Origin of the sequence: Caulobacter segnis, assembly GCF_031454995.1 — a bacterium.
Classification (GTDB): Bacteria; Pseudomonadota; Alphaproteobacteria; order Caulobacterales; family Caulobacteraceae; genus Caulobacter; species Caulobacter segnis_E.
Genome location: NZ_JAVDRV010000002.1, coordinates 259,993 through 275,018, shown reverse-complemented (window position 1 = coordinate 275,018; position 15,026 = coordinate 259,993). Strand labels below are relative to the sequence as shown.

Here is a 15,026-nt window from a genome sequence, read left to right as displayed (position 1 = left end):
CCTATTTCGAACCGAGTTCGAAACATCACGCAAGTCCCCCGGCCCGTCAGTAGTCCTTTCGCCAACGCACGGAGAGCTTGGCGTCGTTCTGGCCGCCGATCCTCGAGACCAGCGAAAGCGTCCGGCGAACGCGCCACTCGACCTGAGCGGCGGGACCTTCTCGACCGCCGCCGATGATCTCGAGATAGACGTCGTCGGTAAGATACTTGCCGCCGGCCACGGTCATGCCCGTGGCGCCTTCGGCGAACGCCAAGCGATCGAGCCGCGCGAAACTGCGCAGGTTGCCGATCACATCGAAGCCGCCGCCGCCGGCCAGCGACGCGAGCGCCGAGGCCAGCTGCGCGGCCTCGATCGGCGACAACTGCGCCGCCGACGAGCCAAACAGCACCTGGCTCAGCACCTCGTCACTGGGCAGTTCGGGCTTGGAGGTCAGGGTGATCTCGGGCTTGGCGGCCGTCCCCCGGATTCTCACCACCGCCGTCAGAGATGTATCCTGGCGCGTCGCGGAGAGGTCCAGGCGAATGCGATCAAGCTGGCTGGACAGATAGACCGTACCGTCGTCATCGAACTCGAAGCGCTTGCCGGCGAAATCGTACTCGCCCCGGACCACTCGGGCCACGCCGCTTAGCGCCGGCGCCAGGGAGGTGCCACCAACATGGGCGTCCAAGGACAACTCGACGTCGAGGCCGCGCCCGCGGACGAAGACTCGGCGCGGCGCCTTCAAATCCAAGTCCAGGATCATGCCGCCGGTGGTTGGACGGCGCTGCAGCCCCTGATCCAGATCCTGCGGCCGATTGCGCTCGACCACGTCCATCGCCACGACGCCGGCCGGCGTCTTGGTCTGGGCCGAGACATCGGCGCGATCGAGGGTCACGGCGCCCGAGAGCTTGATCTTGCCGTCGGCCGAGCGATTGACCGTCGCCGAGCCGCTCGCCACCGCCGAGGCCAGGTCGTTGTCGATCAGGCGGAAGCTCTTCATGTCGAGCTTGAAACTGCCGACGCCGTCGCGCGCCAGACTGATGCGCCCAGCGCCCGAGATCGAGCCGCCCTGCCCGTCCTCGCCGATCGCTTGCAGCACGTCGATGGCGTTGTCGGCCATGGACGAACGAAGCGTCACGTTGCGCAGGCGAAGACCCGTCTGACCGTCCTCGAACCCGCCGTTGTCTAGGGTGGCCGTGCCCAGCAGGCGCGGATCGGCGAGCGTGCCGCCCAAGCTGGCCTGAAGGTTTATTCGGCCCGAGAGAGAGCGATCGGCCCCCATCAGCAGGTTCCACAGGGGCTTGATCTCGCCCTGGGCGGAGAACCGGCCTTGGACGCCGCGCTTCTTGTTGATCGTCAGCCGCAACGGCTTGGCGGAGGCCTCGACGGGCAGGACGAGATTAGCCTCCGCCTTCAGGCCCTGGCGGTTGTCGCCGTCGGCCACGATCGTCAATTGGCTGTCGGTGAGATCGCCGTGGATCTTCGCATCCAGCGACTGCTCGACCTTGGCGCCGCGCTCGCGGGCGTTGGACAGCCGCATGGTGAAATCGCCGCTCAGCGCCTCGCCCTGCCCGCGGAGATTGAACGCGCCGTCGATGTCGCCGTCCATGTCCGGGTTGAAGGCGGTCAGGGTGACCCCGGCCAGCTCGGCCTTAAGCATGGCGGTCGCCCCGCCCAGATCGGCGTCGATGTCGGCGCGCCCCTTGTCGATCGCGAGCCGCAGACGCGCCTGGGTGGGGCCATCCCCGAACCGCAGCTTGGCCGGCTCGTTGGTCTTGATCTCCGTGCGCCCGAGACGGCCGGCGGCGTTCAGCGTCAGATCATAGACGCGACCCGTCCGCGCCAGCTCGCCAGACCCGCCCAAGCGCCAGCGGCCGTTGGGCGCGTCGCCCCGCGCGTCGATCGAGAGGGGCAGGCGCGAAAGAGGCCCGTCGGCCTTGATCGCCGCCGTCCGGACCTTCCAGCCGCCGAAGCTGATCTCTTGCGCCGTAAGGTTCAGAACCGCGTTGGCCTCGCCGCCGTCGGGCGCGTCGACGAGCCTCGCCGAGCCCCTGACCTGCCCTTGCGGGATGAAGGCCCCCGGGCCAATGGCGACGGTCAAGTCCGCCGTCGCGGGCAAGCCATCGCGAAGAGACATCGCGCCCTTCGCCTTGGCGCCACCCGCGTCGACATCGAGGCCGCTCAGCTCGATACCGCCTGGCGAGAAGCGGAAGGCGGCGCGGCCGCGCGCCGGGCCATAGGCGCTCTGAGCCTGGATCGCCGCCGTTCCGTCCGTGGCGTTGGCGCCGCGCGCGAAGACAAGGTTCAACCGCGCCTTTGTCAGCGGCAAGCTGGGGAGATCAATGGAATCGATGTCGGCGTTCAACTCGGCCCGAGGAGCCGACAGCGTCCCGCCGATCTTGCCGTCGCCGCTGGCCTTTCCCGCCACCTCGACAGGACCGGCGCGGAACGGGCCCGTCGCGGTCCAGTCCAGGCCAAAGTCGAGCGAGAGGCCGGCGCCGAGCTTTCCCGACGTTCTCGCGGTGGCGGCCGCGCCTTCGAGGCGGGCTTCAGCGACCGTCAGCACGCCCTGGTTCCAACTGGCCTTGCCGTCCAGGCGCGGCGTCGCGCCCAGGAGGCGGTCGATCTCCGCGTAGCCGGTCGCGAAGTTGGCCGCGCGGCTATCGACCGTGAAGGACCACGGCCGACCGGCGAAGCTGGAAGCCGTCCACTTGGCGTTGACGGAGCCCTTGGCGCCTGCCCGCACCGGGCTCAGGCTGGCGACCTTCATCTCGCCGTCGAACGATAGCCCTCCCAAAACACCGCGTTCACCCTGCCCAGTGACGATCAGGTTCGGCGCGTCGATGCGGGCCGAGCGGATCAGGAAGCGACCGCCCTTGATCCTCGCGCCCTCGAACGTCGCCTTGGGGCTGGCCCCCAGAACGGCGAGCAGACCCGTTCCGCCGCCGCCCGAGGTCGTCGCCTGGGCCTTGATCTCGAGCTCGCCCTTGGCCCAGCGCACCATGGCCGGCCCCTTGGCGCGCTTCAGGTGGTAGCCCAGCAGCTCCAGGTCGGCGACGTCGGCGGTTCCCTCCACGGAGAAGCCGCCCTTCTCTAGCCGAAAGACCCCATCGGCCAGCCCCTGCCCCATCTGGGGGATGGAGACGATGCGCTTCAGCGCGCCGACGCGAGCGGTGAAGGCCAGACCATCTGGACCGGTGCGGCGCTTGGCGAGGTCCGCGAGACCCCGCGCCTGGAGCGTCAGGTTGTCCGCGCGAACGTCCAGCGTCAGGGCCGAGAGGCCATCGTCGGTGGCCTTCTTGCCGTCGATCGTGAAGTTCGCTCGCGACCCGAACATCCGCTCAAGACGCTGTGTCAGACGCGAGGCGCCAAGATCGAGCCGACCGCGCGCCGAGCCGCCGTCCGGCGTCCAGGCCCCGCTGGCCTCCAGCGGAGTGTCGGCGCCCGACTTGGCCACGACCTCGAAGGCGGCGCGGTTGATCGTGCCGTCGGCCTTGGCCTTCAGATCGAACGGACGGTCGGCGGGGAGTCCGAGAGCGCCGGCGATCGCGCCGCCATTCGCCTCCATGGCGTCGGCGGCGAGGTGCAGGCTCTTGGAGCGTCCGAGATCGAAATCGAAGGTCAGGTGGTCGCCGACGTGCAGCCGCGATGCCACCGCCAGCTTGCCTTTCTGACCGCCGCGACGCGCCATCTCGTATTCGCCGACGACATCGAAGTCGCCGGCGCGGCCGCTAAACGCGGGTCGCGTCATCAGGCGGAAGGCGAAGGCGTCCAGGTCCACCGACACCGGCGCGGCGCTCGACTTGCCCTTGGGGCCCAAGGTCGGGCGGCGCAGCACGATCACGTCCCGCGCGTCGATCCGCTCGGCGTGGAAGCGACGACCGAACAGCTCGGTCGCGCGCCAAGCCACCCGCACATCGTGCGCCTCGAGCCAGATCCCCTGCTCGTCGGAAATGGTCAGCCGGCGGACGCCGAAGTCCTTCCAGATATCGCCGGACAGGCCTTCGATATGCAGCTTGCCGATCCGCCCCAGCTTCAGACCCGAGGCGCGCGCCTCCAGAAACATTCGTCCCTGCGGCGTGACCGGCGCCAGGCGAAGGCCGCCCGCCATGACAACCAGGATGGCGGCCAAGATCGCCGCGGCGATCAGGACCGCCCCGCCCCAGCCGATCTTCTTGGCGGCCTTGACGGCGGTCTCGCTCGCCGCCTCGGCCGCTTGGGCGACCGTTTCCGCCAGATCGGGCTTGTCCTGCTCGCCGCTCAAAAGCTTTGCCCGATGCTGAGATAGATCTGGAACGCCGGATCGCCGGCGCGCCGGCCCAGCGGCACGGCGACGTCGGCGCGGATCGGTCCGAAGCCGAGATCATAGCGAACGCCAAGACCAGCGCCCGCACGGAAGTCCTCGCGCCGCGGCGTCTCGCGCGTGCCGATCGCCCCGGCGTCGATGAACGCCACGCCGCTCCAGCGCTGGGTGATCTTCTGACGCACCTCGAACGAGGTCTCCACTAGGGAGACGCCGCCCTGCGGGGTGTTGTCCGAGAGGCGCGGGCCGATGGCCTGGTAGGCATAGCCCCGCACGGAACCGCCGCCTCCAGCGTAGAAACGACGGGCGGCCGGCACCTGCGGGATACCGCCGCCGAGAATGGCCCCAAGCTTCAAACGCCCCGCCAACACGGTGCTCGCCCCCTCGCCGAACGGAACATAGGCCGAGCCCTGAGTGGTGATCTTCAAATAGGGCAAGGTGGTGTCGCCCAGGACGTAGGTCGGCTCTCCCCGCGCCTCGAGACGCCATCCGCGCTTAGGGTCCAGGATGTTGTCCGAGAAATCCCAGGCATAGGCGGCCAAGCCCGCCACGGTCGCCAGATTGAGCTTTCGCCCCGCGACGGAGCCATTCCTGCTGACCTGTTCCTTCGTCTGCGACAGGTCCAGCGACACGCCGAAGGTCCGGTAGGCCGTCGTCTGCCGACGCTTGGTGAGGTCGACGCCCACCCGCGCGCCGGTTTCGTTATAGGCGTCGGTGTCGTTGCGGAACAAAGAGCTGCTCAGCTTGAGCGTCTGCTGCGGTCGTCGCCAATGCGGCAGCGAGATTTCCGCGCCGACGCTCTGCTCCAACTTGGCGAAACGAAGGGCGTAGGTGGTGGTGTCCGCGCGCTTGAGCCGATTGTAGCGGATCAACTTGGCGTCGACGCCGGCGCCTTCGCTGGTGGAATAGCCAGCGCCCAGTTCCACCGTTCGCGCCCGACGGTCCGCGAGGGTGACCACCACGGGTCGGAACCCCTCGCCGGTGGCCTTGTCGGCTCCCGCGAGCGAGACCGAGATGGAGTCATAGACGCTCGTGTCGCGGAGGCGGCGCTCCAGCTCGGCGACGTCTTCCGGATCATAGACATCACCCGACACCCAGGGCGCGAGCCTTCCCACCCAGGCGGGATTGGTGCGCCCCGTGGTGACGACCTCGACGCCGTCGAGATGCACAAGCTCGCCCGCGACGATCTTGAAAGACGGCCGGACGGTATGATCGGCGTGGTCGACAATAACCTCGCGCGGCCGCGCCTCGGCGTCGGCATAGCCCAGCTTGGCGACCTGGGCCACAACGCGCCCTTCGGCGCCGACAACGTCGGCGGCCCGGCCTGGCTCGCCCTCGGTCAAGCGCATGGCCGCGGCCGCCCGCTGGCGCGTGCCCTCGTCGGGCGGGTCTCCGGACCAATCGATCTTCGGATCGGCGATGACGAAGACCGGACCTGGCGTGACCTTCACCACCGCGCGCGGCGGCTCGCCGTCCAGGACGTCTGGCTCCACCGTGTAGGCGTAATAGCCCTCGGCGCGCAGGACCGCGATCACATCCTCGCCCGCTTGACGGGCCCTGCGACGCGCTTCGGCGCGACTCTGGGCGGGATTCTTGGATTGGGTCAGGGCGCGCTGGATGGCTTCTCGGAGGGCCTTGTCCTCCACGCCCTGGATCTGGGCCATCGGTTCGTCGGCCCAGGCCGACGAGGCCGCGAGCCAAGCCATCGCCGTCAAAGCGAGGGAAGTTCGCCCAAGCACCAGTTCTCATTCCCCGCGCGATGCGCCCCCGTCCCTGCTGTAGTCTCGGGTCGCGCCCATGTCACCAGCCGAAATGCATCGGATTATCCGCGAACGCCGCTTCTCAAAGCGACCAACAGGCGCCCAAATGATAAGCAGTCATGCGTAAAGGCGCGGCGCGGGCCAAATCCCTCGACCTTCCTCGCCACCACGCTCTAGAGTCAGCGGGCGGCGCCTCGGCGCCGCGTCCAAGACGAAGACGGTCTCAAGGCGGAAAATGGGCTTGGAAAAGAGCATGGCGGGGATGTCCCAAACCTTGGCGGAAGCGCCGCCCCTGCCGATGACCGAGGCCGCCTATCTGCCGGGCGTCGCCTATGACGAGATGTTCACGGCCGAGGGCGACGTTCGTCCACACTACGACCCCTTGCACGCGCGGATGTCGACGCTGGGAGCCGAGGAGCTGGCGGGGCGTCAGCGCACGCTCGAGCGGTCCTTCCTGCTGCAGGGCATCACCTTCACCGTCTACGGCGCCGAGAACACCACCGAGCGGATCATCCCGACCGATCTCTTCCCGCGCATCATCCCGGCCGCCGAGTGGGCGCGGATCGAGGCCGGTCTGACCCAACGCCTGCGGGCCCTGAACCTGTTTCTCGACGATATCTACGGCGACCAGCAGATCCTGATGGATGGCGTGGTGCCGCGCGAGCTGGTGCTGGGCGCGCCGTCGTACCGCCGCGAGATGCAGCACCTCTATGTGCCCCACAAGGCCTACGCCAATGTCTGCGGCAGTGACCTGATCCGCTGCCAGGACGGACAGTTCGCGGTGCTGGAGGACAATCTGCGCGTCCCGTCCGGCGTCTCCTACATGCTCGCCAACCGAGACGCGGCCAAACGGACCTTCCCCGGCACATACCGCGCCGCCGGCGTTCGCCCGGTCGAGCGCTATCCGGACCTGCTGCTGGCCACGCTGAAGAGCATGACCGCCGACTGGCGCTCCAACCCGCAGGTCGTGGTGCTGACGCCGGGCGTCTACAACAGCGCCTACTACGAACACGCCTACCTCGCCCGCCTGATGGGGGTGCCGCTGGTCGAGGGGCGCGACCTCGTGGTGCACGAGAACATGGTCTACATGCGCACCACGACGGGCCTGCGCCGCGTGGACGTGATCTACCGGCGCGTGGACGACGACTTCATCGATCCCCTGACCTTCCGGCGCGACTCCTCGTTGGGGGCGGCGGGTCTCTTCAACGCCTATCGCGCCGGCAACGTGGTGATCTGCAACGCGCCGGGCACCGGCGTCGCCGACGACAAGGCGGTCTACGCCTATGTCCCCGACATCATCCGCTACTATCTGGGCGAGGATGCGATCCTGCCCAACATCGAGACCTTCCTGTGTCGCGAGCCGCGCCAGCTGCAGCACGTACTGGCCAATCTCGACAAGCTGGTGGTCAAGGCGGTGGGCGCGTCGGGCGGCTACGGCATGTTGGTTGGCCCGCACGCCTCCCAGGCCGAGCGCGAGGCCTTCGCCGAGGCGATCAAGGCCGATCCGGAGAACTACATCGCCCAGCCGACCATCCAGCTGTCGACCGCGCCGTGCCTGGTAGACGGCCGGATCGAGCCGCGCCACGTCGATCTTCGCCCCTTCATCCTGTCGGGCGAGAAGACGATCGTCACGCCCGGCGCCCTCACCCGCGTGGCGCTGAAACGCGGCTCGCTGGTGGTCAATTCCAGCCAGGGTGGCGGCTCCAAGGACACCTGGGTTCTGGCCGACGATCAGACGCCGGCCAACGGGAGCGCCCGTCCATGATGCTCGCGAGGGTGGCCGACAGCCTCTATTGGCTGGGCCGATACATCGAACGCGCCGAGCATCTCTCGCGCCTGTCCAGCGTCATGCTGAACGCCACGCTGGACCAGACGGACGCCGGCGCCCACGCGGTCTGGATCGCCATGGCCGCCGTGGGCGAGCCGGGCGACGGCGCGGGCGTCGCCTCGTTCGAGGCCGCTCAGACGCTAGTGCTGAACCGGCAGGATCCCAATTCAGTCGTGTCGTCGCTGGCTCGCGCCCGCGAGAACGCCCGCCAGGTGCGCGACCAGATCACCACCGAGACGTGGGAGCGGCTGAACCTGCTCTATCTGAAGGTCACCGATAGCCGGGCGGGCAAGGAGTTCTCGGACAGCTCGTCCTCCTTCCTGCACGACGTGATCGCCGACCTGCACCTGTTCAAGGGCGCCGCCGACACCACCATGAGCCACGGCGAAAGCTGGCGGTTCATGATGTTGGGCATCTACATGGAGCGCGCCCAGCTGGTCTCGCGCCTGCTGGAAGTCTGCTTCGCCGACTCGCCCCGCCACGGACGGCTGGACGACCACGTGGCCCTGGTCAGCGTGCTGCGCATGGCCTGCGCCCTGGAGCCCTATCTGCGAGTCTACACCGCCGAGATCGAGCCGCGTCACATCTTGGAGTTCCTGGTCTTCGACGAGGACTTTCCGCGTTCGATCCGGTTCGCCACCGCGCAGATCGAGCAGCATCTCACGGCGCTCACCCGCAGCGTCTCCGCCGGAGAGCGCGCGGGTCCCGAACGCCTGGCCGGCCGCCTGAAAGCGCGCCTGCAGTACGCCGATGTCGACGAGCTGAAGGCCGTCGGCGCCGGCCCCTTGCTGACCACCGTGGTCAACGAGTGCGCCCGCATCCACGAAGCGATCTACGAGACCTTCGTGGCCTATCCGCTCGAAATGCGCCTGCCGGCCTAGGAGCCGGAGCGTGACAGCCGGAAGTGTCCGCGGTTTCGGCGCCCGTCACGCGACCAAATAAGGAAGCCGCCCGTGTTGCTCGAAATCCGCCACGTCACCCAGTACCACTACGAGCGCCCGGTGCGGGAAAGCCTGATGGAGCTGTGGATGCAGCCCCAGAAGACCGCGCGCCAGAGGCTGGTCAGCTTCGAGCTGGACCTGGAGCCCGCCGCCCAGGTGTTCTCCTACGCCGACAGCTTCGGCAACGCGGTCTATCACTTCGATGTGCCCCAGCCCCACGACAAGCTGACAATCGTGGCCCGCTCGGCCGTCGAGACCGAACCGCCGCCCGAACGCCCGGATCACCTCGACATGGGCGAGTGGGACCGTATGCGCAGCGAGTTCGTGCGGGGCGAGTGTTTCGATTTCCTGCGGCCGCACGGCTTCGTGCGGACAACCGAAGCGCTCCAGACCTTCGTCGACGAGCACGATATCGACGCCCTCAAGCGCAAGGATCCGCTGACGGCGGTGAGAACCTTGTCGGAGACCATCTACGGCGCGTTCGAATACCAGCCCGGCGTCACCGACGCCGACAGCCCCATAGACTTGGCGCTCAGCGCCGGCCGGGGTGTCTGTCAGGACTTCGCCCACATCATGCTGGCGGTCTGTCGCGGCTGGGGCGTGCCCGCGCGCTATGTCTCGGGCTATCTGTTCACCGATCGCGAGGCTGGCGACCGCTCCGATCCCGACGCCACCCACGCCTGGGTCGAGGTCTTCCTACCCAGCCTGCGCTGGGTAGGGTTCGATCCAACCAACAACATGATGGCCGGCGAGCGGCACGTAGCGGTGGCCGTCGGACGTGATTATGGCGACGTGACGCCCTCGCGCGGGGTCTACAAGGGCGACGCCGAAAGCCAGTTGGCGGTCGGCGTCAGTGTTCGTAGGGCTCGCGCGGCCATGGCCGAGCCGGAGTTCCTGCGCATGGCGCGACCCAATTTCGCTGGCGGCCGACGTCGCCCGACGGCCGTCCGCGAAGACGTGCATCAACAGCAGCAACAGCAACAGCAACAGCAGCAACAGCGGTAGGCGCGGCGGCGATCCGCCGCCGCCAAGGTCAGGCCGGCAGTGTCGCGGCGAAGCGCCGGGCGATGTCCAGCGCGCCCGCGGCCCCGCCGGCGCGTGGTCCAATCCGGCTGGTTTCCAGGAACTGCACGCCCGCTTCGACGGAAGAACGCCAAACGACCTCGGCCAGGTGCACCCGGCGTCCGCCAGCGTCGACGAAGATGAACCGGTCGGGCGGCGGCGAGATGCCGGCCGTCGACAGCCGCGCGCCACGCTCGGCGATGTCCAGCAACGAGCACTTCCACGAACGCGGATCGTCAACGATGTAGATTTTGCGCGTCGCCGGCATCCGAGGATGCGCGCGACGCTCCGCGCCCGAGGGCTCCACCATGGACATACGACCTTCAAAACTCCTGCCGAGTCGGCGAGAGATTGTACCGTAAGCCTTGATATTTCGTCTGCGACCAGCGCCGCGGTCAGCAAACCGGTTTTTTTAGGCGGCGTAGACGTGCGCCTTTCGGGCGACGACGCGGACAGCGCCCTGGAATCGGGAGGCCTCGGCCCGTGAGGCGCTGATCTCGATCCGACGACCATCAACGGTCGTGGCGTTCACCGTGGTCAAAGCGCCCTGCACGTGCGCTCGATCGACGCGAACCTCGAAACCGCCCTCGTCCAGCACGAAATCGTGCGGCCGCACATAGGCCGTCGCCGCGCCGTCGCGGACGCCAGACGCCGGGAGCGCCAGGGAGCCCGCGCTGAACCGGCCGCCGCTGACCTGACCGTCGAAGGTGTTGGCCTCGCCGACGAAGCCACAGACGAAGGCCGAGGCCGGCTGGTCGTGCACTTGGTCGGGCGTGCCGATCTGCTCGATCCGCCCCCGGTTCAGGACCGCGACCCGGTCCGCCAGTTCCAGGGCTTCTTCCTGGTCATGGGTGACGAAGATCGTCGTCACGCCCGTGGCGTCATGCACCCGGCGAAGCTCTCGCCGCAGCGACTTGCGGACCGTCGCGTCAAGCGCGCCGAACGGCTCGTCCAGCAGCAGGACGCTTGGCTGCACGGCCAACGCCCGCGATAGGGCCACGCGTTGACGCTGGCCGCCCGAGAGCTGCGAAGGGTAGCGCTGACCCAGGCCATCGAGCTCGACCAGTTTCAGCAGATCCTCGACCCGCCGGGCGATCTCGGCCTTGGACGGCTTGTCCTTGCCCTTCCGGACATCGAGGCCGAACGCGATGTTCTTGGCCACGGTCATGTGCTTGAACAGCGCGTACTGCTGGAAAACGAAGCCCACGCGGCGCGCCGCCGCCGAGGCGTAGGTCACGTCCTGGCCATGGAACAGCACCTGCCCCTCATCGGGAAACTCCAGGCCCGCGATCGTGCGTAGCAAGGTCGTCTTGCCCGAGCCCGAGGGTCCCAGCAGCGCCAGCAACTCGCCATCGGCGATCTCGAGGTCCACCTTGTTCAGCGCCGGATAGCGACCGAACTTCTTTTCGACGGAGCGGATGGAGATGGTCATGGGCCGTTCAGTCCGTTCAGTGTCCGCCGCGCCCGGCGCGAACGTCGGGCTGGGCGACTTCGAGCGCCGTCTTCAGGACGAGGGTCACCACCGCCAGCAGGCAAAGCAGGGCCGCGACCGCGAAGGCGCCGACGAAGTCGTACTCGTTGTAAAGGATCTCGACGTGCAGCGGCATGGTGTTGGTCAGGCCCCGGATGTGGCCGCTGACCACCGAGACCGCGCCGAACTCGCCCATGGCGCGGGCGTTGCAAAGCAGAACGCCATACAGCAGGCCCCAGCGGACGTTGGGCGCTGTCACGCGCCAGAAGGTATAGAGCCCGCTCGCCCCCATCGACACGGCCGCCTCTTCCTCGCTGGTCCCCTGCTCCTGCATCAGCGGGATCAGCTCCCGGGCGACGAAGGGGAACGTCACGAAGACGGTCGCCAGCACGATGCCCGGCACGGCGAAGATGATCTTCAGGTCGTTGTCGAGCAGCCACTCGCCCATCCAGCCCTGCAGGCCGAAGACCAGGACGTAGATCAGACCCGCCACCACCGGCGACACCGAGAACGGCAGGTCGATCAGGGTGATCAGGAACGATTTTCCCCAGAAGTCATGCTTGGCGACCGCCCAGGAGGCGCAGAGGCCGAACACCGCGTTGAACGGCACGGCGATGGCGGCGGTGATCAGGGTCAGCTTCACGGCCGCCAGGGCGTCCGGATCACTGACGGCGGCCACGGCGGCGCCAAAGCCCTTGCGCAGGGCCTCGGCGAACACCGCGACCAGGGGCAGGATCAGCACCAGGGCCAGGAACGCCATCACGACCCCAATCACCAGGGCCTTGGCCCAGGCGGGATCCTCGGTGGCGCGACGGTGGCGCGGAACGACGGCGCTCATCAGGCGAACCTCCGCGACCAGGCTTGAATGGCGTTGATGATCAGCAGCATCGTGAACGAGACGGCCAGCATCACAACGGCGATCGTGGCGGCCCTCGCGTATTCGAACTGCTCGAGCTGGATGATGATCAGGAGCGGCGCGATCTCGGACTTGTAGGGCATGTTGCCCGCGATGAAGATCACCGAGCCGTACTCACCCACCCCGCGCGCGAAGGCCAGGGCGAAGCCGGTCAGCCAAGCGGGCGCCAGGGCCGGAAGGACGATCCGCAGGATGGTGTCGAACCGGCTCGCGCCCAGGCTGGCGGCGGCTTCCTCGACATCGTCGGCGGCGTCGCGCAGCACGGGCTCGATCGTGCGGACCACGAAAGGCAGGCCGATGAAGATCAGGGCGATGGTCACCCCGATGGGGTTGTAGGCGGCCTTGACGCCGAGCGGCGTCAGGAACTGCCCGACCCAGCCATTGGGCGCGTACAGCGTGGCGAGCGCGATGCCCGCCACGGCCGTCGGCAGGGCGAACGGCAGGTCGACGAGGGCGTTGACCACGGTCTTGCCGGGAAAGTCGTAGCGCACCAGCGCCCAGGCGGTCAGGACTCCGAAGACGCCGTTGACCAGGGCCGCGACGAAGGCCGCGCCGAAGGTGAGACGGTAGGCGGCCATGGCCCGCTGCGAGGTGGCGACGGTCCAGAATTCGGACGGCGACAGCTCCGCCGCCTTCAGCACCACGGCCGACAACGGGATCAGGACGATCAACGACAGCACGGTCAGCGTGACGCCCATCGTCAGACCAAAGCCTGGGATGGCCGAGCGGCGGCGGAACAGGGGTCGCTTGGCCGGCGGCTGGCGCTCGGCGGTGTCGGCGGTCATCGTCTGATCGTCGTCCAGGATCCGGGCTCGCCACATGGCTCTAGGTTACGGCTGAACGCGCCAAGGCCCGTGCCCGGTCCCGGCGGCGTCGTTAAAACTGAGCCGCTTAAATCTCTACCACGACAATGGGGCAAACGAGAAAAGCCGTGTGGCGGATGGAGAAAAACTGGCGGACCCGAGCGAGGCGATCCGTCAACGGAGCCCAAAGCCGCGCACGCCACGCCCTGGTGGCGGCGTGGAAGCTTTTTCAGAACAGAGACTTGAACTTTGGTAGGCCGGGTGGGGTTCGAACCCACGACCATTCGATTAAAAAGCAGGTTCAAGTCGCTGACTTCATTGAGAGCCGTTGGACGTTTCCCTTTTCGTTCACGCGCCAATTTTCTGTTTGTTCGCGGGTAGTCTAACGGCCCAGCCCTCCCACCTAACCTCCCCAACTAGCTTCATGGCCGTCAGGTTCTGTGTTGCAGGGAGAGGCCCCGGAAGGCGCGCAGATCCCATAGACGTTTCGTTTATGCTGGATCTCGACGAGGCCGAGCCGCTGACCGGCCCCCGCGGCCTGAGCAAGCACCAAGTCCAGGCGGTCGGCGTAGCCGGGACCACGTTTGCCGCCTGCCGCTATCGCGGCGCTGGCTCAATAGAGGCGGGCCAATCAGGTTCGCCCTCCCGCCTAATGCGTTCCATTTCGCCAAGCGTCAGATCGGTGGCGGATGGGTAGAACCACAGAGGCCAGCCATGCATGAACCGTGCGACGTCTTCCGGCGCGTCTTCGGCCATCTTAAGAATGAGCATGGCTGAGACGTATTCAGAGAGTCTAAGCAGCTCGGAGCCCAGTTCCTCAGCGGCTATTGAGGCAATGCCGTCGCCCCTCACTTCGCCCCGCGCCACACCGTTGATCTGCTCCGGAGAAGTCGCAATCATCAGAATGTGCGACATGTGGCTCGCTGGCCAGTTCAGGTATGATGAGTAAACCGCAATCGAGAATTTGCGAAACTGGGCCGAGTGAAGCGCCAGACCAGCAATAGCTGGCCACGTCCGACCGGCTTCGCCCACTACGGCGGTATAGACAAGGGTGCAGGCATGGTCCTTACGAAACCGGCCAATGTCAACGATCTTATCCTTCGACCTCACTTTCGGCGCATAGCGGTCGATGAGTTCGGGACAAATCTTTGTCCAAAGCGGCGCAAGCAGAACCTGCTTCGAGTCTTTGACGAAGGTCGTGTTGGTGATGACGTCGCGGTTACCCAGTACGGCGGTGCGCTTTATCAGTGTGCCATGACTGTTTGGGCTGTAGTGAACCGACAGGCGTTGCTCCACGATTGCCTGTAGGTCCTCGCTAGAACCATGTTGGATCTCGTGCTTGATCGGGATCGTAAGATCACCGCTGATCTGTTCTTGAATCGAGAACAGTTCGCGCAGCTTGCCATCGAACTCGACGACGAAGCGCGTCTTAGCCTTTCCGCCCAACTTACCCGCCCTCAGTAAAGGCGACAGCTAAGCCAAAAATACCCGCGAGAGTCGAACCCGTGCGTCGATCCATCTCGAAAGGAGGGACCAGCTCATGCCCTAGAAGGACCCCGACCTGTTCCGGCGATACGGCAGGCGTTGCGGGAGCGGGTCGGAACTGCAGTAGCGTGACCAATAAATCTGCTTGAGCTCGGGCGGTATCGCGCAGTGATTCCATAGCGAGAGATCCTCACCTGAAACACAATGGGGCCGCCGAAAGCAAGAAGGCTAACGGACGCACGTCTACAGTTTAACGAACCATGCAACTTCACGAAAAATTTTCAAACCATTTGAAATGGTTTTTGGTAGGCCGGGTGGGGTTCGAACCCACGACCATTCGATTAAAAGTCGAATGCTCTACCACTGAGCTACCGGCCCGCTCACGATCCGGCGGGGGCCGGTGAAGCGGCGCGGACCATAGTCGGGGGTCGTCCCACCCGCAAGCACGGTTTCGCCGTTTTTCCCGCCGACAGTGGTA

Annotated in this window: 10 protein-coding genes and 1 tRNA gene; 3 read left to right on the top strand and 8 right to left on the bottom strand. The window is 66.9% G+C overall.

The window, feature by feature from the left end; genetic code table 11:
• Positions 1 to 46: 46 nt before the first annotated feature.
• Both J2728_RS07525 and J2728_RS07520 read right to left on the bottom strand, forming a co-directional pair.
• Positions 47 to 4,216: a translocation/assembly module TamB domain-containing protein gene (locus J2728_RS07525; protein ID WP_309999421.1), complete on the bottom strand. Its 4,170-nt coding sequence runs from the start codon at positions 4,214 to 4,216 to the stop codon at positions 47 to 49.
• Between the two features lie 23 nt (positions 4,217 to 4,239).
• Entirely contained in the window at positions 4,240 to 6,024 is a 1,785-nt protein-coding gene (locus J2728_RS07520; protein WP_309999420.1) for an autotransporter assembly complex protein TamA, read from the bottom strand.
• A gap of 271 nt (positions 6,025 to 6,295) precedes the next feature.
• On the opposite strand from J2728_RS07520, the gene J2728_RS07515 reads away from it, so the two are divergent.
• From J2728_RS07515 to J2728_RS07505, 3 genes are all read left to right on the top strand, one after another.
• The gene (locus tag J2728_RS07515; protein ID WP_309997968.1) at positions 6,296 to 7,807 is read left to right on the top strand and encodes a circularly permuted type 2 ATP-grasp protein; all 1,512 of its coding nucleotides are present in this window, start codon (positions 6,296 to 6,298) and stop codon (positions 7,805 to 7,807) included.
• A complete protein-coding gene (locus J2728_RS07510) occupies positions 7,804 to 8,751 on the top strand; it encodes an alpha-E domain-containing protein (protein WP_309997967.1) in 948 nt (315 codons plus the stop codon). Before J2728_RS07515 ends, J2728_RS07510 begins: the two co-directional genes overlap by 4 nt.
• Before the next feature lie 72 nt (positions 8,752 to 8,823).
• Positions 8,824 to 9,816: a transglutaminase family protein gene (locus tag J2728_RS07505; protein WP_309997964.1), complete on the top strand. Its 993-nt coding sequence runs from the start codon at positions 8,824 to 8,826 to the stop codon at positions 9,814 to 9,816.
• A gap of 28 nt (positions 9,817 to 9,844) precedes the next feature.
• Here J2728_RS07505 and J2728_RS07500 read toward each other — a convergent pair whose 3' ends face one another.
• The 6 genes from J2728_RS07500 to J2728_RS07475 form a co-directional block, all read right to left on the bottom strand.
• Positions 9,845 to 10,189: a PilZ domain-containing protein gene (locus J2728_RS07500; protein WP_309997963.1), complete on the bottom strand. Its 345-nt coding sequence runs from the start codon at positions 10,187 to 10,189 to the stop codon at positions 9,845 to 9,847.
• 96 nt (positions 10,190 to 10,285) lie between these two features.
• Complete coding sequence (locus J2728_RS07495) at positions 10,286 to 11,305, bottom strand: sulfate/molybdate ABC transporter ATP-binding protein (protein WP_309997962.1); 1,020 nt, start codon at positions 11,303 to 11,305, stop codon at positions 10,286 to 10,288.
• 16 nt (positions 11,306 to 11,321) lie between these two features.
• On the bottom strand, positions 11,322 to 12,182 hold the full coding sequence (gene cysW, locus J2728_RS07490) for a sulfate ABC transporter permease subunit CysW (RefSeq protein WP_309997961.1): 861 nt from the start codon (positions 12,180 to 12,182) through the stop codon (positions 11,322 to 11,324).
• Positions 12,182 to 13,045, bottom strand: a complete 864-nt coding sequence (cysT, locus tag J2728_RS07485) for a sulfate ABC transporter permease subunit CysT (RefSeq protein ID WP_309997960.1) — start codon at positions 13,043 to 13,045, stop codon at positions 12,182 to 12,184. The genes cysW and cysT overlap by 1 nt, the downstream gene beginning before the upstream one ends.
• Positions 13,046 to 13,660: 615 nt before the next feature.
• Entirely contained in the window at positions 13,661 to 14,509 is an 849-nt protein-coding gene (locus tag J2728_RS07480) for a hypothetical protein (protein ID WP_309997959.1), read from the bottom strand.
• A gap of 342 nt (positions 14,510 to 14,851) precedes the next feature.
• Positions 14,852 to 14,926 (bottom strand) — tRNA-Lys (locus tag J2728_RS07475).
• Positions 14,927 to 15,026: the final 100 nt, after the last annotated feature.

Bases quoted from the DNA above. Each gene is read 5' to 3' on its own strand.
- J2728_RS07515 (WP_309997968.1), top strand. From the start codon at position 6,296: ATGGCGGGGATGTCCCAAACCTTGGCGGAAGCGCCGCCCCTGCCGATG.
- cysT (WP_309997960.1), bottom strand. From the start codon at position 13,045: ATGACCGCCGACACCGCCGAGCGCCAGCCGCCGGCCAAGCGACCCCTG.
- J2728_RS07495 (WP_309997962.1), bottom strand. From the start codon at position 11,305: ATGACCATCTCCATCCGCTCCGTCGAAAAGAAGTTCGGTCGCTATCCG.
- J2728_RS07500 (WP_309997963.1), bottom strand. From the start codon at position 10,189: ATGTCCATGGTGGAGCCCTCGGGCGCGGAGCGTCGCGCGCATCCTCGG.
- cysW (WP_309997961.1), bottom strand. From the start codon at position 12,182: ATGAGCGCCGTCGTTCCGCGCCACCGTCGCGCCACCGAGGATCCCGCC.
- J2728_RS07510 (WP_309997967.1), top strand. From the start codon at position 7,804: ATGATGCTCGCGAGGGTGGCCGACAGCCTCTATTGGCTGGGCCGATAC.